The organism is Providencia sp. PROV109 (genome assembly GCF_033681625.1).
In the GTDB taxonomy this organism is placed as follows: domain Bacteria; phylum Pseudomonadota; class Gammaproteobacteria; order Enterobacterales; family Enterobacteriaceae; genus Providencia; species Providencia hangzhouensis.
The window spans coordinates 312505-338388 of record NZ_CP096320.1 but is presented as its reverse complement, the minus strand read 5'-3'; the positions used below and the strand labels follow the sequence as shown (position 1 = coordinate 338388).

At 41.9% G+C, this 25884-nt stretch carries 13 protein-coding genes, 1 tRNA gene, 3 rRNA genes, 3 pseudogenes and 1 riboswitch; of the genes and pseudogenes, 4 read left to right on the top strand and 16 right to left on the bottom strand.

The window, feature by feature from the left end; translation table 11 throughout:
• Positions 1-7: 7 nt before the first annotated feature.
• From M1F25_RS01540 to M1F25_RS01530, 3 genes are all read right to left on the bottom strand, one after another.
• Positions 8-895, bottom strand: coding sequence for an N-acetylmuramoyl-L-alanine amidase (locus M1F25_RS01540; protein ID WP_181489115.1), 888 nt, complete (start codon positions 893-895; stop codon positions 8-10).
• A gap of 542 nt (positions 896-1437) precedes the next feature.
• Positions 1438-1695 carry a helix-turn-helix domain-containing protein gene (locus M1F25_RS01535; RefSeq protein WP_036958356.1) on the bottom strand — a complete coding sequence of 86 codons (258 nt, stop codon included), beginning with the start codon at positions 1693-1695 and terminating at the stop codon, positions 1438-1440.
• 441 nt (positions 1696-2136) lie between these two features.
• A complete protein-coding gene (locus M1F25_RS01530; protein WP_004261336.1) occupies positions 2137-2928 on the bottom strand; it encodes an N-acetylmuramoyl-L-alanine amidase-like domain-containing protein in 792 nt (263 codons plus the stop codon).
• 319 nt (positions 2929-3247) lie between these two features.
• On the opposite strand from M1F25_RS01530, the gene edd reads away from it, so the two are divergent.
• Together edd and M1F25_RS01520 are read left to right on the top strand one after the other, a co-directional pair.
• On the top strand, positions 3248-5092 hold the full coding sequence (gene edd, locus M1F25_RS01525) for a phosphogluconate dehydratase (RefSeq protein ID WP_405127818.1): 1845 nt from the start codon (positions 3248-3250) through the stop codon (positions 5090-5092).
• A gap of 27 nt (positions 5093-5119) precedes the next feature.
• Positions 5120-5761 (top strand): bifunctional 4-hydroxy-2-oxoglutarate aldolase/2-dehydro-3-deoxy-phosphogluconate aldolase, encoded by a 642-nt coding sequence (locus tag M1F25_RS01520; protein WP_112307362.1) that lies wholly within the window; start codon positions 5120-5122, stop codon positions 5759-5761.
• An 88-nt stretch (positions 5762-5849) separates the two neighbouring features.
• Here the strand turns inward: M1F25_RS01520 and aceK are convergent.
• Positions 5850-6821: pseudogene (gene aceK / locus M1F25_RS01515) on the bottom strand (bifunctional isocitrate dehydrogenase kinase/phosphatase); the annotation flags it as partial.
• Between the two features lie 92 nt (positions 6822-6913).
• Between aceK and M1F25_RS01510 the strand changes: the two are divergent.
• The gene (locus tag M1F25_RS01510) at positions 6914-8167 is read left to right on the top strand and encodes an IS256 family transposase (protein WP_135536280.1); all 1254 of its coding nucleotides are present in this window, start codon (positions 6914-6916) and stop codon (positions 8165-8167) included.
• A 30-nt stretch (positions 8168-8197) separates the two neighbouring features.
• Here M1F25_RS01510 and M1F25_RS01505 read toward each other — a convergent pair.
• From M1F25_RS01505 to btuB, 10 genes and pseudogenes are all read right to left on the bottom strand, one after another.
• A pseudogene (locus tag M1F25_RS01505) lies at positions 8198-8971 on the bottom strand (isocitrate dehydrogenase kinase/phosphatase AceK regulatory subunit); the annotation flags it as partial.
• 118 nt (positions 8972-9089) lie between these two features.
• Positions 9090-10397 carry an isocitrate lyase gene (aceA, locus tag M1F25_RS01500; RefSeq protein ID WP_004261346.1) on the bottom strand — a complete coding sequence of 436 codons (1308 nt, stop codon included), beginning with the start codon at positions 10395-10397 and terminating at the stop codon, positions 9090-9092.
• Positions 10398-10453: 56 nt separating this feature from the next.
• Complete coding sequence (gene aceB / locus M1F25_RS01495) at positions 10454-12052, bottom strand: malate synthase A (RefSeq protein WP_112307361.1); 1599 nt, start codon at positions 12050-12052, stop codon at positions 10454-10456.
• A 364-nt stretch (positions 12053-12416) separates the two neighbouring features.
• Positions 12417-13346, bottom strand: a complete 930-nt coding sequence (gene metA, locus M1F25_RS01490) for a homoserine O-acetyltransferase MetA (protein WP_181489673.1) — start codon at positions 13344-13346, stop codon at positions 12417-12419.
• A gap of 1441 nt (positions 13347-14787) precedes the next feature.
• Positions 14788-14903, bottom strand: a 5S ribosomal RNA gene (rrf, locus tag M1F25_RS01485).
• Between the two features lie 140 nt (positions 14904-15043).
• Positions 15044-17952: ribosomal RNA gene (locus M1F25_RS01480) — 23S ribosomal RNA — on the bottom strand.
• 335 nt (positions 17953-18287) lie between these two features.
• A tRNA-Glu gene (locus M1F25_RS01475) sits at positions 18288-18363 on the bottom strand.
• A 130-nt stretch (positions 18364-18493) separates the two neighbouring features.
• Positions 18494-20033, bottom strand: a 16S ribosomal RNA gene (locus M1F25_RS01470).
• Together the 16S, 23S and 5S rRNA genes with 1 tRNA gene alongside form the textbook arrangement of a ribosomal RNA operon.
• A gap of 528 nt (positions 20034-20561) precedes the next feature.
• Entirely contained in the window at positions 20562-21425 is an 864-nt protein-coding gene (gene murI / locus M1F25_RS01465; protein ID WP_181489113.1) for a glutamate racemase, read from the bottom strand.
• Positions 21370-23237: pseudogene (gene btuB / locus M1F25_RS01460) on the bottom strand (TonB-dependent vitamin B12 receptor BtuB). Before btuB ends, murI begins: the two are co-directional and overlap by 56 nt.
• 73 nt (positions 23238-23310) lie before the next feature.
• Positions 23311-23408, bottom strand: a riboswitch (cobalamin riboswitch).
• Between the two features lie 110 nt (positions 23409-23518).
• On the opposite strand from btuB, the gene trmA reads away from it, so the two are divergent.
• Positions 23519-24616: a tRNA (uridine(54)-C5)-methyltransferase TrmA gene (trmA, locus tag M1F25_RS01455; RefSeq protein WP_181489111.1), complete on the top strand. Its 1098-nt coding sequence runs from the start codon at positions 23519-23521 to the stop codon at positions 24614-24616.
• A gap of 70 nt (positions 24617-24686) precedes the next feature.
• Here trmA and M1F25_RS01450 read toward each other — a convergent pair whose 3' ends face one another.
• Both M1F25_RS01450 and fabR read right to left on the bottom strand, forming a co-directional pair.
• Complete coding sequence (locus tag M1F25_RS01450) at positions 24687-25076, bottom strand: YijD family membrane protein (protein WP_004265352.1); 390 nt, start codon at positions 25074-25076, stop codon at positions 24687-24689.
• Positions 25077-25088: 12 nt separating this feature from the next.
• Positions 25089-25745, bottom strand: coding sequence for an HTH-type transcriptional repressor FabR (gene fabR, locus M1F25_RS01445; RefSeq protein WP_004265350.1), 657 nt, complete (start codon positions 25743-25745; stop codon positions 25089-25091).
• Positions 25746-25884: the final 139 nt, after the last annotated feature.

Genomic DNA, 25884 nt, shown 5'->3' with positions numbered 1-25884 from the left:
CTGCCCTCTAATCACCTTGCTGATTTGTTGAAATAGTAGGCAACTTCAGAGTCTTTTCAAATAACTTAAATTTTTGCATATCACGGTACTTTTCAATGAGTGCCAACGCGATAGCCTCTGTTTCAGCATCCGCTTGTCCTTCAATATCTCGCGGTCGGAAATGCAATTGGAAAGCACGCAATGTTTTTTTCGTCTGTGGATCTAACTTACCTGATAGCGGGATTGTTGAATATCCATAAAAATTAAGCGCTTTTTGAATGCGTAACACGCTTGCGGGTTCATTGGCATTACGCCCCGCCAGAAATTTAGTGACTGTTTTTGGGTCAGGCCAAGCCCCTATACCATGTTGAGCAAGACGTTGCCATGGAAATGCCTTGCCTGGGTCCTGCTTGCGCAGTGGTGCGATATCACTGTGACCAATAATATTTTCTGGGGGAATACTATAGCGCTGCATAATATCTTGGATGAGAGGTATCAATGCCACAATTTGCGCTTCATTGTAAGGAACCCACAGTTGCTTTCCTTTAGCATCCTTTTGTCCCCCTGCATTAACGATTTCAATTCCAATAGAAATATCATTCAAACCATTATGCTGTAGCCAATAACTTTCACCTGCATGCCATGCTTTTAATGATTCGGGAACGAGTTGTAATACAACAGGCTGGCCATTTTTAGTTTCAGGTACACTCGGTATGAGAAAATGGGAGCTCACTTTGCCTTGCGTTAGTGTGGCTATGGAACGCGCATCATCGGAAACGGTGTAGTGAATAATGACATATTGAATGCGCTGACTACTATTTTTTGATGGGTAACGGTTATCGAGATAGTAACCTTTGTTCGAGGCCGAACAGCCTAATAGTAAAAAAGCAAACAATATCCCTATATATTTGAACATCAAACCATAGCCTTACTCTATTATTCATTAAGCTTTATTTAAGCATTGTGTCGTCTGCAATACTATCAATTTTCATGCACCAACAACATCACAATGCTTATTCTTTTTAGAAAAACAGATAATAGAAAATGAAATAAATGTTTAAATACATCATGTTAAAACCTTTTTAGCTCATATTAGAAATAAAAAAGGTTTTCTTATTAACGAAAAACATCCCCTTCTATTAAATGGTAGGGAACATTGGAAAAAGTAGAGAGAGAAGCGCCAGAAAAAATTATAATTATCATCACTAATAAGCTCCTCCTCCTTAAAATAGAGACATATTGAATTGATTATTCTTATTTCTAGAATTTAATTTTTAATTTTAAGTAGTTACCATAGACATATTTTTTTCGAGTACTATGACTATGCAAAATTAATCGTCTAATTCTCTATAACGTATAAGTTATAACCTATTTTTTATACTAGGAATTTTTAAATGAGTAAATTATTCATAAAATGTTATAAAAATAAAATAAAAAAATATCTTACTTAGGTTATCGCTAACTCATTTTTTCATACTCAACCTGCTTAGCAATGATTTTAGTAATCTCATTAATATCAATATCTAAAAAAATTACAATTTCAATTAGTTTATCTAAACTCAACTTATTAATACCTAACTCATATCGTGATACTTGCTGTTGGCTCAAATGAATAATCGAACCCAGCTCATTTCCTGATAACCCTTTACTCACTCTAGCCTTACGTAAATGATTACCTAGTAATGCATAAATATTTTTCTTTTTAGCTATATGCATAACCATCTCCTAAATGTAAATAAGAAAAATAATTTAGCTAGTATTATTCATTATAAAATTAATCATAACTATTTAAAATAGTTATGAGCAATCAAAGATAACAAGATTGATAGACAAACATCATTTTTATATACAAAAAAAATGAGGAAAATAATATATGTAAAGTAATCCATTGCTTTATAAAAGTTTTTTTATTTTTATAATTAAATTACATTTCTATATGTTTTTTTGATCAAATCGATAATTTAATATACTTTTACATTTTAAATGTTACTAGAAATAATTAGTAACCAATCAAAATAATTATCTGTTTTTTATTATTAAATAATTTTCACTCTATATGTTAAATTTTTACATACGCAAAAATTGTGTTTTCCCTTTTTTATATCAAAAAACAGATTAATAATTTATCTTATTATTATAATATTCTCTATAGTCAGGCTAATAATCTGATTTCGGCCTAAAAACAACAATCCCGGCCTTCCCTTTTAAGTAATCGTTCAGTTCGATATCAATAACCTGAAGATTTCTACGTAGTGAAGAGGCATTTCTAAATATTGTTTTATTACCTCTACGTATTACAACACCCACATGACTTACATCTAACCCATTATCCTTTGAATAAACGCCGATGTAATCCCCTACATTTAATCTCAATACTAAATCATCATCCACATATTTAACTGGAATATAGTTTATTAGTCTACTTTTAACAGGCAAGCCTGATATATATCGCTGATTATAATTTTTCAAATTAAGTTGTTTATTTACCCGAATAAAGTGTGGGCTTATTTCGCTAGTAATATCTACCACAATTGCCTCAGGTTCTTGCACCCAATCAGAGAAAAAATGCCGCCGATGTTTAAATGTAATATTTTGGTTGATATAACGAATATTGATTAAATTTGAAACAAACTGCTCGTAATTGTTAGAACGCTTAAAAGCCTCGATGTACTCTATGAATGTCATACAGTCCATCTCTTTCAAATTAATCACCAATTCTTCAGGTGATAGCGGACTCATATTCAAAGTTTGTTTATTGTAAGGTGTAGTTAAAAAATATCGGGTCAATACATCAATTTTTTCTGCTTGTGACGCATTCTGTAACTGCATTGCCGTTTGTTCATTAAAAACTTCAGTTAAAATTTTATATGACCCCGAAGCTAAGATAACCTCAGCCCTAACAAAATTTGCCAATAACAATATAAATGCAGCTATAACTAGCCTTAACATCCTGCCGCTCTTCTCATGAATACAACCTAACCTTCGACAATCATCTAATTGAATTTTGATGATAAAATCATCAACTAAGCCACTATAGCATGCTTATTTGTCTATTTCCTACCCTGTCCACACCATAATATAAATTTGATTCAGATCACAGATAGCTTCGAATGTTCATTTTCTATATTGCAACTCCTCCGCTTTCATTGAACAATGTTACCGGTAACATTGATGCTATAGTTCACAAGTAAATAACGATAGGCACAACCCGAATTGACTTGCAGTTTGATTCATCTTTTTACTGCACTATGGAGCAATTATCATGAGCATGACCACCTCTAAAGAGACAAATCCTTCAGTGATCAATAAAGAACTTGATCGCATCACTCAACGTATCATTTCTCGTTCACTGAAAACTCGAGCTGCTTATCTCAAAAAAATAGAGCAGGCTCGTTGTATGACCGTCCATCGAGCATCACTCGCTTGCGGTAACCTTGCCCATGGCTTTGCAGCATGCCAAAGCGAAGAAAAACAAATTCTTAAAAGCATGACTCGCTCTGATATTGCAATCATCAATTCCTACAATGATATGCTTTCTGCTCATCGTCCCTACGACAAGTACCCTGAACAACTCAAAAAAGCATTATTAGAAGCTGGCTCAATTGGCCAAGTCGCTGCGGGTGTCCCAGCAATGTGTGATGGCGTAACCCAAGGGCAAGATGGGATGGAACTATCGATGCTAAGTCGAGATGTCATTGCCATGTCAACTACCATTGGCCTATCCCATAATATGTTTGATGGTGCGCTCTATTTAGGTATTTGCGACAAAATTGTTCCAGGCTTAATGCTTGGCGCACTTTCATTTGGTCACCTTCCTGCAATATTTGTCCCAGCAGGTCCAATGGCAACAGGCTTACCAAATAAAGAAAAGGTTCGTATTCGCCAGCTGTATGCTGAAGGCAAAGTTGATCGACTCGCTTTATTAGAAGCCGAAGCCGCCTCTTACCATGGGATCGGCACCTGTACTTTTTACGGTACTGCCAACTCGAATCAAATGATGATGGAGGTCATGGGGTTACATCTACCCGGTGCGTCATTTGTACCACCTGACTCTCCACTACGGGATGCATTAACAGAGGCTGCCGCACGACAAATTACGCGTTTAACTGAACAATCGGGCCAGTACTTACCTATCGGTCAACTGGTTAACGAAAAAGTTATTGTCAACGGTATCGTCGCATTGCTCGCGACGGGAGGCTCAACTAACTTAACCATGCATCTTGTTGCTATAGCAAGAGCCGCAGGGATCATTATCAATTGGGATGATTTTTCCGATATTTCAGCTATTGTTCCACTTATTTGCCGTATCTATCCTAATGGCCAAGCGGATATCAACCAATTCCAAGCCGCAGGTGGCGTAGCTTTGCTTATCCACCAGCTATTACAAAAAGGTTTATTATATAACGATGTCCATACCGTAGCAGGATTCGGGCTGGAACGTTATACCATGGAACCTTGGCTAAATAATGGCCAACTTGAATGGCGAGAGGGCCCTAAATCCTCGTTTAATCCTGATGTTATCGCTGAAATAGAACACCCATTCTCACCTCATGGGGGCACAAAATTACTTTCTGGTAACTTAGGGCGTGCCGTGATGAAAACATCAGCAGTTCCTGAAGAAAATCAAGTTATTGAAGCTCCAGCAGTCGTATTTAACAACCAAAATGAGATTGCATCACACTTTGAAGCAGGTGAGCTTAATAAAGATTGTATTATTGTTGTCCGCTTCCAAGGGCCATCCGCGAATGGCATGCCTGAACTTCATAAACTCATGCCTCCTCTGGGTGTACTTATGGATAAAGGCTACAAAGTCGCGTTAGTTACTGATGGTCGCTTATCCGGAGCATCCGGTAAAGTACCATCTGCAATTCATGTCACCCCTGAAGCTTATAATGGTGGGTTGTTAGCAAAAGTAAAAAATGGCGATATCATTAGGGTAAATGCATTGACTGGAGAATTACAATTACTAGTTGATGAAGAAGAACTCAATAAACGCCAACCCTTCGAGGCTGATTTAACTGCTGAGCGTAGTGGTTGTGGAAGGGAGCTTTTCGGTGCATTAAGAAGACATTTATCAGGTGCCGAAGAAGGTGCTTGTAGTATTGATTTTTAATCTATTTTCATTGAATAGGAATAGAAAATGAATAATTGGAAAATGACCGCTGAAAGCGTATTAAAACAAGGCCCTGTCGTCCCTGTTATTGTTATCAAAAAATTAGAACAAGCGGTTCCTCTTGCAAAAGCATTAGTCAAAGGTGGCATTAGAGTGTTAGAAGTCACTTTACGTACGGAGTGTGCTATCGATGCTATTCGCCTCATTGCAAAAGAAGTACCTGAGGCTATTATTGGCGCAGGTACTGTTATTAATGCAAAACAACTCTCTGAAGTTACTGAAGCTGGAGCACAATTCGCAATTAGTCCCGGTTTAACAGATGAATTACTCAATGCAGCAACCAAAGGAGATATTCCTTTAATCCCTGGAATTTCAACTGTTTCTGAACTTATGCTTGGTATGCAATATGGCCTGAAAGAGTTCAAATTTTTCCCAGCGGAAGCCAATGGTGGCGTTAAGGCGCTAAAAGCCATTGCGGGCCCTTTCTCACAAGTCAAATTTTGCCCAACCGGTGGAATATCGCTAGATAATTACCTTAACTATTTAGAATTAGATAGTGTTCTGTGTATTGGTGGCTCTTGGTTAGTGCCTGAAGAGGCTTTGAATTCAGGCAATTATGAAAAAATTACCCAACTTGCCCAAGAAGCTGTACAAGGCGCAAAAAAATAGCGCCCCAAAAAACGACTCAATGCTTGCTAAGTCGTTTTTAATTGCCTTTAATTAATACGTAACTATTCCCATTAGTTGCGTATTATAGTTATGCAACCTCACTGAATTTATGGCAAAAACGTAATTCCTCACGATAGGCATAAACATCTTCTACGTGCCCCGCCAAAATTCTATTTTGTAACTTTTGCCAATAATCTGCGGAAAATAAATCTGCATGATATTGTTGCAAGTAATGACGAATTTTCTCATTTTGGCAAATAAAAGAAGCAAACTCTTCAGGGAAAACATCTTGCTCACCAATGCTATACCATGGCTCACTAGATAATTCTTGCTCAGGGTATAATGGCTCAGGAATTTTACGAAAATTCACCTCTGTCATATAACAGATTTCATCATAGTCATAAAAAACAACGCGGCCATGACGCGTTACTCCAAAATTTTTAAACAACATATCTCCGGGGAAAATATTCGCAGCCGCTAATTGTTTAATCGCCCAGCCATATTCATTTAATGCATTATGTAATTGCGCGTCAGTGGCATTATCCATATAAATATTCAATGGGATCATCTTTCTTTCCATGTACAAATGACGAATCAATATGTTATCGCCTAAATCTTCAATTTGAGATGGAACCTCTTTCAATAATTCCACCATTAACTCATCGCTGATGGAAGACTTACTAATCACAAAATTTTCAAACTCTTGGGTGTCAGCCATACGGCCAACTCTATCGTGCTCTTTAACCAAACGATAGCATTCTAAAACTCGTTCTCGTGTTACTTGCTTTTGTGGCGCAAATTGATCCTTAATAATTTTAAAAACACGATCGAAAGAAGGGGACGTAAAGACTAACATCACCATTCCTTTAACACCTGGTGCAACGGTAAATTGCTCTCGTGAAAAATTAATATAGGCGAGATATTCTCTGTAATACTCTGTTTTTCCATGCTTTTGACAACCAATTGCCATATATAATTCAGCAATTGACTTACTGGGTAAGATCTCCCTCAACCAAAAAACCAGTGCTGCTGGAAAAGGGGCATACACCATAAAATGAGCTATAGTCATTTGTGGTGTATGAGGGGAAAAGAGGGTGGCGTATCCTGTTGATTGTTTCCTCCAAGAAATAATTAACAGTAGAGCGATACGCCATGACAAATATTACCCTGAATGTTCTTTCACAACCAGATGAAACTGGCACTGATGTGCTAACTGCTTTATTGCGTAATGGTGCTCGTCAGCTCATTGCGCAAGCAGTTGAAGTAGAGCTGCAGCAACTGCTGCAAGCTCATGAAGAACTGCGTTTACCCGATGGCCGCAAAGCTGTGGTGCGTAACGGCTATTTGCCTGAGCGCAGCATCCAAACGGGCATTGGCGATGTTGATATCAAGGTGCCAAAAGTGCGTGATCGTAGCGGCTCTGGTATTCGTTTTACCAGCGCACTGCTACCGCCATACCTCAAGCGTGCCCGCAGCGTTGAAGAGTTATTACCGTGGCTGTATCTCAAAGGTATTTCCACTGGAGACTACCAAGAAGCCCTTGCAGCCTTGCTGGGTGAGAATGCCAAAGGTCTGTCAGCTAACACCATTTCCAGGCTCAAGGAACGCTGGATTGATGAGCACCGAGAGTGGCGACAGCGCGATTTGAGTGACAAGCGCTACGCGTACCTTTGGGTTGACGGTATTTACAGCAACGTCCGCCTCGATGACCGTTTGTGCTTGCTGGTGGTGATGGGCGTGACAGAGCATGGCCGCAAGGAACTGATTGCTGTTGAAGAAGGCTATCGCGAGTCCGAAGCCAGCTGGCTTGAGCTGCTGAATGGCCTGGTTGCGCGTGGGCTTACGACCTGCCCAAAGCTGGCAACAGCTGACGGCGCTCTGGGCTTCTGGAAGGCTCTGAGCAAAGTATACCCGCAGACCAAACAGCAACGTTGCTGGGTGCATAAGACGGCCAATGTGCTCAACAAACTGCCCAAGGCAGTGCAACCCAAAGTAAAAGAAGCACTGCATGATATCTGGATGGCAGAGACGCGTGAGAAGGCTCATAAAGCCTTTGATATAGCGCTGGAAAGGTTTACTGCTAAGTACCCACGCGCAATGGAATGCTTAGCTAAAGACCGTGAGAGCATGTTGGCTTTCTACGATTTTCCAGCAGAACATTGGGTGAGTATACGCACCACCAACCCAATTGAATCTGCCTTCGCTACAGTACGTTTAAGAACCAGCAAAACCCGCAACTGCGGTTCAAGAAACACAACCCTAGCAATGGTTTATAAATTGCTGCAATCAGCGCAGAAGCGCTGGAACCGCCTGAAAGGATTTCAACTGCTAACCCTCGTGGTCAATAACGTTAAATTCCAAGACGGCGAACAAGTAATGGAGCAGTCAGACAGGAAAACCGCCTGATGCTCGTACACCAGATTTGACCATAACTCCCATAAAATAGGACCGAGCAAAACCAAATACAATACTGGCTTCATCAAACTCAGTTAAACACGCATCAATATAAATGCGCTGACAATCATCATGGTGAATAGGAAGTAAGAATGGGTGAACCTCATCATTAATATAAATTTTACCAACTAGCCAAGCTGCCTTATTACGGTAAAATAACTCATTTGCAATATGAAAACTGACTTTTTGGGTTTCAATATCAGGAAATTTTGTTTTCAATACATTGATAATACAATGAATATCTAAATCCAAATTACGCCACTTTAGCCTTAGTGGTAACCCACTTAATATTGTGAACAATACCCCCTCTAAATTATTATTAACAAAGTATTCTCGAGCTAGTGGCCTAGGAGAAATAGAAAAACGCCTTGCAGGCTGGGATGTAAAAATAAATAAGTTATCTTGTGTAAGCTCCCGATGCTGAAATAACCGGCAGTAAACTGAATTAAAGAAGCTTTCTGCTATTTCAAACCTTGGATAATCTGGTAATAAGGTTTTATAAACATTTTTTATTTGAGCCAGTTTATCGGGTGTTAAAGATTGAACTAGCCCCATAAACTGTAGCTGAGCGACAACTAAACCAACATGGTGATCATACAGCTGAATTCTTCTTTTCATCGCATGCTGAATTGCATGCCAATCTGCCTGCTCAAACCTTTCTTGTGCACCTGAGGTTATCTCAAGGAAACGACCATATTGAGCATCAAAACCCTGTAAAATGGTCTGAGCTATTATCTGTTCTGTCGTCAATATCATAACCACTCCTATAAGAATACAGACTTATTTTGAATAAAAAACAGGCACTAAACGTGCCTGAAAAATTAACAGATACAGCTAACCAACAGAAACACCGATTGAAAGGGAAATAATCTGACTAGAATTGCTCTTCTTCAGTCGAGCCAGTTAATGCTGTCACTGATGAAGTGCCACCTTGAATAACTGTTGTCACTTTATCAAAATAGCCTGTTCCTACCTCCTGTTGATGCGAAGAGAAGGTATAACCTTTATTAATTGCAGCAAACTCACACTCTTGGACTTTTTCAACATAATGCTTCATGCCTTCACCTTGTGCATAGGAATGAGCTAAGTCAAACATGTTGAACCACATACTGTGAATACCTGCTAACGTAATGAATTGGAAGCGGTACCCCATTGCTGAAAGCTCATCTTGGAATCGTGCGATCGTGCTGTCATCTAAATTCTTTTTCCAATTAAATGAAGGAGAGCAATTGTAAGCTAATAATTTACCAGGGAATTTAGCATGAATAGCTTCAGCAAACTGTCTTGCCGCTTCAAGGTCAGGTTTTGACGTTTCACACCAAACAAGGTCTGCGTAAGGTGCATAAGCTAACCCACGACTAATTGCTTGCTCAATTCCTGCTTTAGTTCGGAAAAAACCTTCAGAAGTGCGTTCCCCAGTAACAAATGCCGCATCATAGGCATCACAGTCAGATGTTAGAAGATCTGCTGCATCAGCATCGGTTCTAGCAACTAAAATAGTTGGCACACCTGAAACATCCGCCGCTAAACGAGCAGCAACCAGTTTTTGAATCGCCTCTTGGGTAGGCACAAGAACTTTCCCCCCCATATGGCCACATTTTTTAACCGCGGCTAATTGGTCTTCAAAATGAACCGCAGCTGCTCCAGCTTCTATCATATTTTTCATGAGTTCGAAGGCATTTAATACGCCACCAAAACCCGCTTCCGCATCCGCGATAATAGGTAAAAAATAATCAATATACTCTTTATTGTCAGGGCCAATACCATTCGCCCACTGAATTTGATCTGCCCGACGGAATGTATTATTAATTTTCTTAACTACCGATGGTACTGAATCGACAGGGTAAAGTGATTGGTCCGGGTACATACTCGATGATGTATTTGCGTCCGCCGCTACCTGCCAACCTGATAAATAAATAGCTTCAATACCGGCTTTCGCTTGTTGTAGCGCTTGCCCACCCGTTAAGGCTCCCAGTGCATTTACATAACCTTTCTTTGAACCGCCATGTAGTTGATCCCAAAAGCGTTCTGCACCTTTGCGTGCTAAAGAGTGTTCGATATGCACAGAACCACGCAATTTCACCACTTCTTCCGCTGTATATGGGCGAGTAATACCTTTCCAACGTGGTTGTTTCCATTCATTTTCTAATTGGGCAATTTGTTCTAAGCGCGATGTTGTCATGATCCACTTCCTTTATAAGAATATGTAGGGTTTATCGAATTTTTTATTCACAATGATTAATCTAATAATTGGTATCCAGGGATAGTTAAGAATTCTATAAGCTCATCCTGTGTAGTAATCCGCCTCATCAGTTCTGCAGCCTCACGGAAACGGCCACTTTGAAAACGCTTATCACCAAGTTCTTTTTGGATAACCTGTAACTCTTCATCTAACATTTCTTCAAATAATGCCTTAGTGACTTTTTCACCGGTGGACAAGGTTTTACCGTGGCGGATCCACTGCCAAATTGAAGTGCGTGAAATTTCTGCTGTCGCAGCATCCTCCATCAAACCATAGATAGGTACACAACCATTCCCTGAAATCCATGCTTCAATATATTGCACAGCAACGCGAATATTAGCCCGCATCCCCGCTTCAGTTCGCTCACCGGCACAAGGTTCTAATAACTGGTCAGCTGTAATTTCTTCATCGAAATCACGAGATACATGTAACTGGTTTTGGCGCTCACCAAGTGCTTGATTAAACACGTTCATAACGGTATCCGCTAAACCTGGGTGCGCAATCCAAGAGCCATCATGGCCATTTCTCGCTTCTAGTTCTTTGTCTGCTTTTACTTTCGCTAGAATAGTTTCATTTTCTTGAGGGTCCTTGCTCGGTATAAAAGCAGACATTCCCCCCATCGCAAATGCTCCACGACGGTGGCACGTTTTAATTAATAAGCGCGAATAGGCACTTAAAAATGATTGTGTCATTGTGACAACTTGGCGATCTGGCAATACTCGGTCAGCATGCTCTTTCAATGTTTTGATATAACTAAATATGTAGTCCCAACGCCCACAATTCAGCCCCACAATGTGGTGACGCATGTGATATAAGATTTCATCCATTTGGAATACAGCAGGTAATGTTTCGATCAGTACAGTTGCTTTGATAGTGCCCCGAGGTATACCCACGGAGTCTTCAGCCAGACTAAAAACATCGCTCCACCATTTTGCTTCCTGACAAGACTCAAGTTTTGGGATATAAAAGTAAGGACCACTCCCTTTTTCTAATAACGCTTGATAGTTATTAAAAAAGTAAATAGCGAAATCAAACAGGCCTCCAGGAATAGGCTTACTTCCTGATAAAACATGTTTTTCATCTAAATGAAGACCACGAACACGAGCAATCAAAACTGCTGGATTTGATTTTAATTGGTAAACCTTTCCATTTTCGTTGGTATAAGAAATATCACCGCGGATCGCATCCCTTAAATTGATTTGGCCATCGATCAATTTTTCCCATGAAGGTGAAAGGGAATCTTCAAAATCTGCCATAAATACTTTTACATTGGCATTTAAGGCATTAATAACCATTTTACGTTCAACCGGACCCGTAATTTCGACACGGCGATCTTGTAAATCTTCAGGGATACTTTGAATTTTCCAATCTGATTTTTTTATGGAATCAAATTCTGAAATAAAGTTAGGTAAAGAACCAGCATCTATCTTTTGCTGTCTGACCTCTCTATCTTTTAATAATTTTTCTCGGCGAGGAAGAAACTCTTCAACTAGTTTAGAAAGAAATGCAATAGAATCAATATGTAACACTTGTCTTTCAAACTGTTCAATATTCTTTGTGAATGTTAATTCCGATATAGATAATTGCTGCTCCATCGACCAAACCCTCATTCATCGTTGACTATGAAATAAGCATAAGATCAAAATAGATATAAATCAAAAACGATTTCCATTTTAATTAAAAAGTCAAATATCTTATTGATAATAATGAATTTTAAATAAATTTATAAATTGATTAACCATTCCTTTGACTAGTCAAAAATGTTAAATAGTCGTTAAATCAACTAATTATAGAAAACTGTATTTTTAAAATTTTTCTTTGAAAACAAAAAAAGCAGCTAATAAATAGCTGCTTTCAGACTAACTGTGGTACCACTTTTACTATATAAGCCTAACTTTAACTGGTATAACCAGTAAAAATACTTATTTTATTATAATTTTTAAATTTATATTTCTTTTTTTAATCTAACGTTGGTTCCATATTCGTAAGATCAAAAGGTGTGATCTGATACACATAATAATTCAACCAATTTGAGAACAACAAGTGCCCATGACTACGCCAACTCACGAGCGGAGGGTTGCTGGGATCATCATTTTTAAAATAATTGCATGGGATCTGAGGAGAAATTCCAGCATCTAGATCACGCCAATATTCTTGTGCAAGAGTGTCCCCATCATATTCGGGATGGCCTGTCACAAATGCTAAGCGTTTATCTTTTGACCCAAATAAATAAGCACCAGCCTCCTGTGAACTTGCTAAAATCTCTAGATCAGTGTGCTGGCGAATAAGGTCTTCCGGAAAATCAGCGTAGCGAGAGTGAGGTGCATAAAATGATCCATCAAACCCTCTAGTGAGTAAAGCATACGGCTCTAACGTATCATGCTGATAAATACCAGATAGTTTTTCTTCTCTAGTCCATTTTGGTAAGTCATACAATACCTTTAAAGCCGCTTGTACAGCCCAACAAACGAAAAGTGTTGATGTCACATGCTGTTTCGCCCAAGCTATCACCCTTTCTATTTGTTGCCAGTATAATACATCATTAAACTCAACCAGACCTAACGGAGCTCCCGTTACAATTAAGCCATCAAAGTTTTGATCCTGTATATCTTCAAAATCACAATAAAAGGTATCTAAGTGCTCCGTTGGGGTATTCTTTGATTCTCGCTGGTCAATTCGTAATAGTTGAATATCAACCTGTAATGGTGTGTTCGACAGCAAACGCAGAAACTGGTTTTCAGTTTCTATCTTTTTCGGCATCAAATTGAGTATTAATACTTTCAAGGGACGGATCTCTTGATGACTTGCTCTTGTTGTTGTCATAACAAAAACATTTTCTTCTCTCAAGAAATTAACTGCCGGTAGTTCATCTGGTAAACGAATAGGCATCATTCATCCCCCTTTTATCTGTTTATACGTTTAGACTTCTAGAATGCTAAATAATCTAACTAATGTTATCCGTCTTGTCGAGCCTTTCAAGGTTAAATGAAATAATTTCAAGCACTGTAACTTATAGTTTATTTCTAATAATTATATACAGCTATTAACCTTCTTATCTTCAATATATTGTATTAGTGATTACTACTTTTATTTGCCATAAGCTATTAGCAATTATTCTGTGAATTATATTTAAGATACTGTTATTTGATTGGGCTCTTAGCCTAGCTACTATACTGACTTCCAAATTATGATGACGATTTAAATTCAATTAAAATATTAAACCGAAGTTGTTACTCACTACTTTGCATTTAGAATATCTATTCGTCACACCAATACAACCGCTTATCCTCCATTGCTTCTCCTAACTCCTGCCACCCCACCTTCACTAACAGCCACCATCCCCTTCAACAAGTGAGTTGTTACTTACTACTTTGACTCAAGTGGTGTCATTCATCATCGTGATGGGCAAACACCTAATCCACAGTACTCATTTGATATTTTTAAAGTTATCTTTTCCGCAAAACAACAAGTGAGTTGTTACTGACTACTTTGACTCAAGCGGTATCATTCATCACCGTGATGGGCAAACATCCAATCCACAGTACTCTCGTGATATTCTTAAAATTCCGCTACCCTAAACAATCTGTGAGCTGTTACTCACTACTTTGTATTCACAATATCCATTCAGCGCACCAATACAACCGCTCCCCTCCATTACTTCTCCTAGCCCCTGTTATCCCACCTTCACCAACAGCCACCGTCTCCTTCAACAAGTGAGTTGTTACTGACTTCTTTGATTCAAGCTATGTCATTCATCACCATGATGGGGAAACACCCAATCCACAATATTTATTTGATTTTATTAAAATTTCGCTACCCTAAACAATCTGTGAGCTGTTACTCACTACTTTGCATTCACAATATCCATTCAGCGCACCAATACAACCGCTCCCCCTCCATTACTTCTCCTAACTCCTGCCATCTCACCATCACTAGCAGCCAACATCCCTTTCAACAAGTGAGTTGTTACTGACTACTTTGGCTCAAGCGGTATCATTCATCACCGTGATGGGGAAACTCCCAATCCACAATATTTATTTGATTTTATTAAAATTTCGCTACCCTAAACAATCTGTGAGTTGTTACTCACTACTTTGCATCACGCACTCTCATTAATGATGGTGATAGATAGATAGAGAGAGCCCTAAAAGTAGCTAAAAGAGATGAAGAGAGGATTAAAATTAGGGATTAAAACATTAAGGAGCTAAGAAACTGAGGAACTGAGGAACTAAAACTTAGGCACCCCACCTAACCTCAACATCCACTGTTTTTCTTTTTTTCTCCAAACGCAAAAAAGCCACCCTATGGGTGGCTTTCTCACTAATTTAATGTCTGGCAGTTCCCTACTCTCACATGGGGAGACCCCACACTACCATCGGCGCTACGGCGTTTCACTGCTGAGTTCGGCATGGGGTCAGGTGGGACCACCGCGCTATTGCCGCCAGACAAATTCTGTTTGTTCCCGTTTAGTTTTTTCTTCACTAAACCAGAACGTCAATCTCAAACAAGCTGTGTGTCCTTCACCTTTCGGCTTCTCACGTTCTCTGAAAAACAACTCTATCTCTCTAAAACACCTTCGGTGTTGTCAGGTTAAGCCTCACGGTTCATTAGTATTGGTTAGCTCAACGTATCGCTACGCTTACACACCCAACCTATCAACGTCTTAGTCTTAAACGTTCCTTTAGGACTCTTAAAGAGTCAGGGAAGACTCATCTCAAGGCAAGTTTCCCGCTTAGATGCTTTCAGCGGTTATCTCTTCCGCACTTAGCTACCGGGCAATGCCATTGGCATGACAACCCGAACACCAGTGGTGCGTCCACTCCGGTCCTCTCGTACTAGGAGCAGCCCCTTTCAATCTTCCAACGCCCACGGCAGATAGGGACCGAACTGTCTCACGACGTTCTAAACCCAGCTCGCGTACCACTTTAAACGGCGAACAGCCGTACCCTTGGGACCTACTTCAGCCCCAGGATGTGATGAGCCGACATCGAGGTGCCAAACACCGCCGTCGATATGAACTCTTGGGCGGTATCAGCCTGTTATCCCCGGAGTACCTTTTATCCGTTGAGCGATGGCCCTTCCATTCAGAACCACCGGATCACTAAGACCTACTTTCGTACCTGCTCGAGCCGTCACTCTCGCAGTCAAGCTGGCTTATGCCTTTGCACTAACCGCATGATGTCCGACCATGCTTAGCCAACCTTCGTGCTCCTCCGTTACTCTTTGGGAGGAGACCGCCCCAGTCAAACTACCCACCAGACACTGTCCGCACCCCAGATAATGGGGCAACGTTAGAACATCAAACATTAAAGGGTGGTATTTCAAGGTTGGCTCCACGCAGACTGGCGTCCACGCTTCAAAGCCTCCCACCTATCCTACACATCAAGGCTCAATGTTCAGTGTCAAGCTATAGTAAAGGTTCACGGGGTCTTTCCGTCTTGCCGCGGGTACACTGCATCTTCACAGCGAGTTCAATTTCACTGAGTCTCGGGTGGAGACAGCCTGGCCATCATTACGCCATTCGTGCAGGTCGGAACTTACCCGACAAGGAATTTCGCTACCTTAGGACCGTTATAGTTACGGCCGCCGTTTACTGGGGCTTCGATCAAGAGCTTCTCCTTACGGATAACCCCATCAATTAACCTTCCAGCACCGGGCAGGCGTCACACCGTATACGTCCACTTTCGTGTTTGCACAGTGCTGTGTTTTTAATAAACAGTTGCAGCCAGCTGGTATCTGCGACTGGCTTCAGCTCCATGAGTAAATCACTTCACCTAATGCCAGCGTGCCTTCTCCCGAAGTTACGGCACCATTTTGCCTAGTTCCTTCACCCGAGTTCTCTCAAGCGCCTGAGTATTCTCTACCTGACCACCTGTGTCGGTTTGGGGTACGATTAATGATAATCTAGAGCTTAGAGGCTTTTCCTGGAAGCGGGGCATGAGCTACTTCATCACCGTAGTGACTCGTCGTCGGACCTCAGCATGTAGTGAACCGGATTTGCCTAATTCACCTGCCTACATCCTTAAACCGGGACAACCGTCGCCCGGATAGCCTAGCCTTCTCCGTCCCCCCATCGCAATTATCACCAGTACGGGAATATTAACCCGTTTCCCATCGACTACGCATTTCTGCCTCGCCTTAGGGGTCGACTCACCCTGCCCCGATTAACGTTGGACAGGAACCCTTGGTCTTCCGGCGTGCGGGTTTTTCACCCGCATTATCGTTACTTATGTCAGCATTCGCACTTCTGATACCTCCAGCATGCCTCACAGCACACCTTCACAGGCTTACAGAACGCTCCCCTACCCAACAATATTTACATATCGCTGCCGCAGCTTCGGTGCATAGTTTAGCCCCGTTACATCTTCCGCGCAGGCCGACTCGACCAGTGAGCTATTACGCTTTCTTTAAATGATGGCTGCTTCTAAGCCAACATCCTGGCTGTCTGAGCCTTCCCACTTCGTTTCCCACTTAACTATGACTTTGGGACCTTAGCTGGCGGTCTGGGTTGTTTCCCTCTTCACGACGAACGTTAGCACCCGCCGTGTGTCTCCCGTGATAACATTCTTCGGTATTCGTAGTTTGCATCGAGTTGGTAAGTCGGGATGACCCCCTAGTCGAAACAGTGCTCTACCCCCGAAGATGAGTTCACGAGGCGCTACCTAAATAGCTTTCGGGGAGAACCAGCTATCTCCCGGTTTGATTGGCCTTTCACCCCCAGCCACAAGTCATCCGCTAATTTTTCAACATTAGTCGGTTCGGTCCTCCAGTTAGTGTTACCCAACCTTCAACCTGCCCATGGCTAGATCACCGGGTTTCGGGTCTATACCCTGCAACTTATTCGCCCAGTTAAGACTCGGTTTCCCTACGGCTCCCCTATACGGTTAACCTTGCTAAAGAATATAAGTCGCTGACCCATTATACAAAAGGTACGCAGTCACCCTGATAAATCAAGGCTCCCACTGCTTGTACGTACACGGTTTCAGGTTCTATTTCACTCCCCTCGCCGGGGTTCTTTTCGCCTTTCCCTCACGGTACTGGTTCACTATCGGTCAATCAGGAGTATTTAGCCTTGGAGGATGGTCCCCCCATATTCAGACAGGATAACACGTGTCCCGCCCTACTCGTCGAGTTCACAACACTAACACCTTCGGATACGGGGCTATCACCCTTTACTGCCGGACTTTCCAGACCGTTCTCCTGATGCTAATGCTGATTAAGACTCTGGGCTGCTCCCCGTTCGCTCGCCGCTACTAGGGGAATCTCGGTTGATTTCTTTTCCTCGGGGTACTGAGATGTTTCAGTTCCCCCGGTTCGCTTCGTTTGACTATGTATTCATCAAACGATAGTGCAACGAATTGCACTGGGTTTCCCCATTCGGAAATCGTCGGTTGTAACGGTTCATATCACCTTACCGACGCTTATCGCAGATTAGCACGTCCTTCATCGCCTCTGATTGCCTAGGCATCCACCGTGTACGCTTAGTCGCTTAACCTCACAACCCGAAGGTGTCTTCTGACAACGAGTGACTGCACGTCATGATTTCTTCGTTGGGCAGTGCGCGCAATGCTCACGTACTTATGTACGCTGCGCTTGCTGTGCGCTGGCCGCCTCGAACTCATTTCGTTCGTCGACTCGATGCTTCAGAGAAGCACATTCAAGTTGAGATTTTTGAGAGACTCTCACATTGTTTAAGCGATAAACAATGTGCGTTGTTTTCAATTTTCAGCTTGTTCCAGATTGTTAAAGAGCATAATTGTTAAACCAACTACAACGTAATTGGCTTAATCATTATTGGGGACATCGTCTTTCACTCGATATCGGCGCAATTGGCGTCCCCTAGGGGATTCGAACCCCTGTTACCGCCGTGAAAGGGCGGTGTCCTAGGCCTCTAGACGAAGGGGACACGAAAATCACAAAAACTTTTGTGATTTCATGTAAGTCCTATTCTCGCGAATAAGTCTCCCACGTATAGCCTATTGCTCTACTTTCTATCAGACAATCTGTGTGAGCACTTCACAAGTACACTTCAATGGTAAGGAGGTGATCCAACCGCAGGTTCCCCTACGGTTACCTTGTTACGACTTCACCCCAGTCATGAATCACAAAGTGGTAAGCGCCCTCCCGAAGGTTAAGCTACCTACTTCTTTTGCAACCCACTCCCATGGTGTGACGGGCGGTGTGTACAAGGCCCGGGAACGTATTCACCGTAGCATTCTGATCTACGATTACTAGCGATTCCGACTTCATGGAGTCGAGTTGCAGACTCCAATCCGGACTACGACGTACTTTATGAGTTCCGCTTGCTCTCGCGAGGTCGCTTCTCTTTGTATACGCCATTGTAGCACGTGTGTAGCCCTACTCGTAAGGGCCATGATGACTTGACGTCATCCCCACCTTCCTCCGGTTTATCACCGGCAGTCTCCTTTGAGTTCCCGACCGAATCGCTGGCAACAAAGGATAAGGGTTGCGCTCGTTGCGGGACTTAACCCAACATTTCACAACACGAGCTGACGACAGCCATGCAGCACCTGTCTCAGAGTTCCCGAAGGCACTAAAGCATCTCTGCTAAATTCTCTGGATGTCAAGAGTAGGTAAGGTTCTTCGCGTTGCATCGAATTAAACCACATGCTCCACCGCTTGTGCGGGCCCCCGTCAATTCATTTGAGTTTTAACCTTGCGGCCGTACTCCCCAGGCGGTCGATTTAACGCGTTAGCTCCGAAAGCCACTCCTCTAGGGAACAACCTTCAAATCGACATCGTTTACAGCGTGGACTACCAGGGTATCTAATCCTGTTTGCTCCCCACGCTTTCGCACCTGAGCGTCAGTCTTTGTCCAGGGGGCCGCCTTCGCCACCGGTATTCCTCCACATCTCTACGCATTTCACCGCTACACATGGAATTCTACCCCCCTCTACAAGACTCTAGCTGACCAGTCTTAGATGCCATTCCCAGGTTAAGCCCGGGGATTTCACATCTAACTTAATCAACCGCCTGCGTGCGCTTTACGCCCAGTAATTCCGATTAACGCTTGCACCCTCCGTATTACCGCGGCTGCTGGCACGGAGTTAGCCGGTGCTTCTTCTGTCGGTAACGTCAATCGTTGATGATATTAGCATCAACGCCTTCCTCCCGACTGAAAGTACTTTACAACCCTAGGGCCTTCTTCATACACGCGGCATGGCTGCATCAGGCTTGCGCCCATTGTGCAATATTCCCCACTGCTGCCTCCCGTAGGAGTCTGGTCCGTGTCTCAGTCCCAGTGTGGCTGATCATCCTCTCAGACCAGCTAGGGATCGTCGCCTAGGTGAGCCATTACCTCACCTACTAGCTAATCCCATATGGGTTCATCCGATAGCGCAAGGACCGAAGTTCCCCTGCTTTGCTCCTTAGAGATTATGCGGTATTAGCTACCGTTTCCAGTAGTTATCCCCCTCTATCGGGCAGATCCCCATACATTACTCACCCGTCCGCCGCTCGTCAGCGAGAAGCAAGCTTCCCCTGTTACCGCTCGACTTGCATGTGTTAGGCCTGCCGCCAGCGTTCAATCTGAGCCATGATCAAACTCTTCAATTAAAAAGCTTGATGCTCAAAGAATGTCTTACTGACCGTAACGTTCTTTTGTTCGGCTAACTTTGTCGGCTTCGCATCGCTTCCCCTCGCCGTACCTAAGTACTGTCTCGGGTTATCTCTGCTTGCCTTCGCGTTATCCTTCCAAAATAAGCGTTACTACCTTATTTCATATATATGAATTAACGTGTTAGTCACTCTTCAAGACTTAAAATCAAATATTTTTTTGATAGTGTCCTGTGAGTGCCCACACAGATTGTCTGATAAATTGTTAAAGAGCATTGCAGCTTTTCTTTATGAAAACCAACCTTTCGGTCGTTGCTGCGAGGAGGCGTATATTACGTTTTCCTCCGTGAGAGTCAAGCAATTTTTTGCTTTTTCTTTTCAGAATCTCTCGCTGCCGTTTCAGTGTTCATCGCACTTTGCGTTGTCTTGTTCCCGGTCAGTGGATGCGCATTATAGGGAGTCAGAAAAATCTGGCAACCCCTTTTTTCATATTTTTTTCTGTTCGCTCAGCTTTCCACCAAATTTGACTTAGATAGCTAGTTTTTCCAGCGTTTTGAACCCTTCAGCTTCGAGAACTGGCTGTAATCCTTTTGCGTTGTCATCCATTAATAAGCAATATGCGAAGTTTTCTTCCTCTGAATTGGCGATTTCTTCTTGATTATTAATGAGCCAAACGGTTCTTCTGGCGATTGCAGAACCTGAATCAATGAATCGAGTTCCATTTGGTAGCACTTTTTCGAGTTCTTCTATTAATAGAGGAAAATGCGTGCAACCCAAAATAACAGTATCGGGCGGCTCTGGCATTCGAATCCATGGCCTGACAGTTTGAGCAACTTCATCTAGTGGTAAAGTTTCCCCATGTAACTTTCTTTCTGCAAGTTGAACTAATTCCGCAGAACCGAGAGAAATCACTTTGCAGTCTGTTGCAAACCGTTCGATCAGCTCTTTGGTGTATTCGCGGTTTACAGTGCCTTTCGTCGCCAATAAACCAACTACGCCATTACGCGTTAACTTGGTTGCGGGTTTAATGGCTGGAACAACCCCAACAACTGGGAACGTAAAATGTGCTCTCAAATTAGGAAGGCTGACCGTACTTGCGGTATTGCACGCAATAATCGCAATGGTTAAAGGATGTTTTGCAGCTATTGCATTTACGATTTGATAGACCCTATCAATAATGAACTCTTCGCTTTTTTCACCATAAGGGAAGGCTTTATTGTCGAATGCATAGATATAGTGAGCATTCGGGATCATTTTTTTGACTTCACGATAAACAGATAACCCGCCCACTCCAGAGTCAAACACTAGAATGGTCGGGCGAACAGATAGGTTGTTATCAGAAGTTGTAGCTTCCTGTAAGGAAATATTCTCTTCCAGCGGTGCGATAACCATACGCGGTCTCATAGTCTTTATCGAACATATTAGCTATTTTACCACGAATTGTGAGATGTGAAGTGATTGGATATGCAGCGGTGAGATCCCAGATGCTAACGCCGCCGACTTTAGTGCGTTGATAAGTTTCATTGGTATCATAACGACTGCCTATATATTGGTAAGTCAACCCCATATCTACAGCAGCAATGTTCCAATCTAGCTGGTATTTGACTTGTTGTTTTGCTCTACGATTAAGCACTTTATTTGTTTTTTCATTTCTTGGGTCTAGATACTGTAACGTGAGTTGATGGCTAAATAGGCCTGTTTGTAATTCTCCATTCCACTCGACTCCTTTAATCTTTGCCTTGCCAATATTGTTATAAGAACTAGTTTGCGTCACTGGATCCGAAGTGAAATCAATCAGATTAGTTATCTCGTTTTCATACCCAGTTAATTGCCAAAACAATAACCCTGTTTCGCCTTCTAAACCAATTTCCCACTGCTTACTTTCTTCTGGTTTTAAATTTGGATTTCCTTTGATGTTCCAAGCAACATTATCCGTATAAAGCTGACCTAAGTTAGGGGCTTTATACGCTGTAGCATAAGAGCCGATTAACTTATATCCATCATAAAATTCCCAGCTTAAACCTGATTGCCATGTCGTGTGCCAGTTAAATTCAGAATGGTGATCTGAACGTACTGCCCCTTCCGCATTGACAGAGTCGATGAGTGCATATTGTCCTGTAAGATAAATACCTGTGTTATTGACGGTTTCTTTTTTACTTGTCATCGTATAACCACCGGGCTCAATGCTTTGACGTTGATAATCAACCCCAGCACTGATATTTCCTTTTTCTAATCTATAGCTATTACCCCATTGAAAGTTGTATTGGTCTGATTCATCAATTACAGAACCGCTACCATACCGCCCATTGTGATAGTTGTAGTTGTAATCTTTCATATGGCTATAGCTCCCAAGCAAACTTGTAGAGTACTTACCATTCGCATATTTCAACCCAGACTCATATGTTCTGCTGTATAGCTTACGAGTGTCTGCTGGCGTACCGTCATAACTCGTACGATTGTCGTAACCATAAGCGCGTGCATAAGCAGAAAGAGCGGAAGAGAATTGATGCTCAACACCTAACCATAATGTTTTATTCAAAAATCATCTTTATCGGGTTGAGGGCCCCCGCCTGTATTTCCTCTGGCTTCAACATCAAACCCTTTTGTATGAGTATAAGCACCCGCTGCCGTTACCGTTGTATTCTCACCAATTTTTTGCTGAGTCGAACCGTTATAGTTTTGATAACTGTGTGAGCCAATGCCTGCATTTAAAGTAGTGCCATCGTTATCACGACGAGTAATAATATTCACCACACCACCAACAGCATCAGAACCATAAACCGCTGAGCGTGCTCCGCGAATATACTCAATGCGCTGTACCAGAGAAATTGGGATTTGGCTCATATCAGATGAACCTGAAATGCCCGCCTGATTCAAACGAACGCCATCAATTAGAACTAAAACATGACGAGATTCTGTTCCTCTAATAAAAAGAGAGCTTTGTTGCCCCATTCCGCCACTTTGAGAAATATCTACTCCCGGCAAGCGCCTTAATACATCAATAATGGTATTTGACTGCCAATGGTCGATATCTTCACGAGTGACCACCGTCACTGGCGCTAATATAGAAGAAATAGGTTGTTCGAAACGATTAGCTGACACAACCACTTGGTCAGTTTTGTCATTTGCACTTGCCAAAGAAGAAGTAGCGCACAGTACTGCCAGCGCAGCGGCCGATAGCGGCAGCGACTTTTTATTATTCATTATGGTTACACTCGGAAAATCAATTTAATTAACATTCCGCGAGGTTGAATATAAGATCCGCGCGAATATTCAACGAAGCGATTGGATGCGTGGCAGGTATCGGACTTTTACCGTTGCGCGTCAGTCTTGGATTCACACCAAATTCCCTAAACCACAGCCTATTATCGTAAGTTGAATAGTAGTGAGTGTCTACGGATGGATAATGAAAACTGGACATCTTCGCCGCATTCCCTACAATTTCGCTCCTGATACGAATTTATTACTGCTTTATGGAGCCAAACATGCCAAACACCTTGCACACTGAAGACTACGAACAACAGCTCGTAGAAAAAACGGATCGCTTAAAGGCGATGATGGCTCCTTTTAACGCACCTGAACCTGAAATTTTTTCATCACCAAAGTCGCATTACCGGATGCGTGCTGAATTTCGTATTTGGCATGAAGGTGATGACCTGTTTCATATTATGTTCAATAAAGAAACGAAAGAGCGTATTCGTATTGACCAGTTTCCTGTTGCCAGCCAATTGATCAATGACATGATGGCGGCGTTATTGCCGTTAATTAAGCAAAATGAATTACTACGCCATAAATTATTTCAAATTGACTATTTATCAACACTAAGTAATAAGCTGATTGTTTCGCTGCTTTACCATAAAAAATTAGGTGAAGAATGGATGGCAGAAGCAAAAGCGTTAAAAGCCGCTTTAGTTGAACAAGGCTTTGATGTGCAATTGATTGGCCGAGCGTCAAAAACAAAAATCATGTTAGATAATGATTATGTCGATGAAGTCTTACCTGTTATGGGTAAAAATATGGTTTATCGCCAAGTTGAAAATAGCTTCACGCAACCTAATGCACAGGTCAATATCAAAATGTTGGAGTGGGCAATTGAGTCAACGCAGAATTCGACGGGTGATTTATTGGAACTGTACTGCGGAAATGGAAATTTCTCTTTAGCATTAGCGCAAAACTTCGAACGCGTATTAGCGACTGAAATTGCAAAGCCCTCAGTGGCCGCTGCTCAATATAATATCGAAGCCAATAATATTGAAAATGTACAAATTATTCGTATGTCCGCAGAGGATTTTACCCAAGCCATGCAAGGTGCCCGTGAATTTAGGCGCTTGGAAGGTATTTCTTTAGCCGATTACCAATGCAATACTATATTCGTTGACCCGCCTCGCAGTGGTTTAGATGCAGAAACAGTGAAACTAGTTCAGGGTTATGAGCATATCCTATATATTTCATGTAACCCAGAAACGCTATGCGATAACTTAGCTGAGCTGACTAAAACCCATAAAATAGAGAAATTAGCCTTATTCGACCAGTTCCCTTATACCCACCATATGGAAAGTGGGGTATTACTGAGCCGCTATTAATTTACTAAAAAACAAAAACGCCGCAGTGATGTGAACTGCGGCGCCTTACTATTAGAAAAGTCGTATAAACTTAATTTTCAACTTCTTGTTCAAGTGCTAGCTCCGCTTTTTCTTTCTTACGTGCTTTCCAGCTTGAGTACATCCACAATGCGATAATGACAATAAAGGTTGCGGGAATAAAATTAGAGCCTATTTCAGGGTTTTGCACACGTAAAATCGCGGCATAGCCAAAAAGCCCAATAAAAAAACTACCGGCAACAAATTTTGGCAGCCCCATAGGCATCGCTTGATGCAAATAGCGCTGATGTAAACAATACACTGCCAATATCAGGGTTAAAATTGGGAAAAATGAAAAATCGACCAGCGAGTTAAACAGCGTTGAAAAGGTTCCATGGGTTGCAAGGCCAATCACAAAGGCTAGCAATAATGTGCTTCTTTCATAACTTTTTTGATCCGTCATTGATTCTCCTTATTATTTAGTCAGGTCTGGGTCAGTTTGATTTTGTTTTTCCTGTTCCCGGCGGTACCAGTAATAGGCGCCTTTCGCTATCATTCTTAACTGTAATACCAGCCGTTCTTCGAGATTTCTGCGTTTTTCTTCATCAATATCTAGCGCCTCTGCACCTGCGCTAAAGACAATCGTTACCATGGCCTCTGCTTGCATTTCAGTAAAATGGCGAGGCATACGGCTTTCAAGTTCAAGATAATCAGCCAATTCCGCAATAAAATGCTGAATTTCCCGAGCGACTGCCGCACGAAACTCAGCAGATGTTCCTGAACGCTCCCGCAATAATAACCTAAAGGCGTTAGGGTTATTACCAATAAACTCCATAAAAGTTGAGACTGATGTACGGATCACACTCCCGCCTTTTGCAATACGCTGCCTTGCTTGGCGCATTAGCTGGCGTAACATCAAGCCGCTTTCGTCGACCATCGTCAGCCCGAGTTCATCAACATCCTTGAAATGACGGTAAAATGAAGTCGGTGCAATCCCAGCTTCACGCGCAACTTCTCGCAAACTAAGGCTAGTAAAACTCCGTTCAGCGCTTAATTGGCTAAATGCGGCTTCGACGAGTGAACGCCGAGTTTTTTCTTTTTGTTTTGCTCTAACGCCAATTGTGTTACTCACGGTGATCCTAGTTTCTTATCATGAAAGGTAAATGTAATAAGCCTTACTCTTCGCCTAGCATACCTGAAAATAGTTAAACTGTTTTGGAGAAAAAGCGACTATCACTACAATTTACTCATTTTCAGAATTTAACTTAGCC

Excerpts from the sequence above, each read along its gene's own strand:
- trmA (WP_181489111.1), top strand. The coding sequence starts at position 23,519 with ATGCCAAACACCTTGCACACTGAAGACTACGAACAACAGCTCGTAGAA.
- M1F25_RS01520 (WP_112307362.1), top strand. The coding sequence starts at position 5,120 with ATGAATAATTGGAAAATGACCGCTGAAAGCGTATTAAAACAAGGCCCT.
- M1F25_RS01530 (WP_004261336.1), bottom strand. The coding sequence starts at position 2,928 with ATGTTAAGGCTAGTTATAGCTGCATTTATATTGTTATTGGCAAATTTT.
- edd (WP_405127818.1), top strand. The coding sequence starts at position 3,248 with ATGACCACCTCTAAAGAGACAAATCCTTCAGTGATCAATAAAGAACTT.
- M1F25_RS01450 (WP_004265352.1), bottom strand. The coding sequence starts at position 25,076 with ATGACGGATCAAAAAAGTTATGAAAGAAGCACATTATTGCTAGCCTTT.
- M1F25_RS01540 (WP_181489115.1), bottom strand. The coding sequence starts at position 895 with ATGTTCAAATATATAGGGATATTGTTTGCTTTTTTACTATTAGGCTGT.
- aceB (WP_112307361.1), bottom strand. The coding sequence starts at position 12,052 with ATGGAGCAGCAATTATCTATATCGGAATTAACATTCACAAAGAATATT.
- M1F25_RS01535 (WP_036958356.1), bottom strand. The coding sequence starts at position 1,695 with ATGCATATAGCTAAAAAGAAAAATATTTATGCATTACTAGGTAATCAT.
- aceA (WP_004261346.1), bottom strand. The coding sequence starts at position 10,397 with ATGACAACATCGCGCTTAGAACAAATTGCCCAATTAGAAAATGAATGG.
- M1F25_RS01510 (WP_135536280.1), top strand. The coding sequence starts at position 6,914 with ATGACAAATATTACCCTGAATGTTCTTTCACAACCAGATGAAACTGGC.
- metA (WP_181489673.1), bottom strand. The coding sequence starts at position 13,346 with ATGCCTATTCGTTTACCAGATGAACTACCGGCAGTTAATTTCTTGAGA.
- murI (WP_181489113.1), bottom strand. The coding sequence starts at position 21,425 with ATGGTTATCGCACCGCTGGAAGAGAATATTTCCTTACAGGAAGCTACA.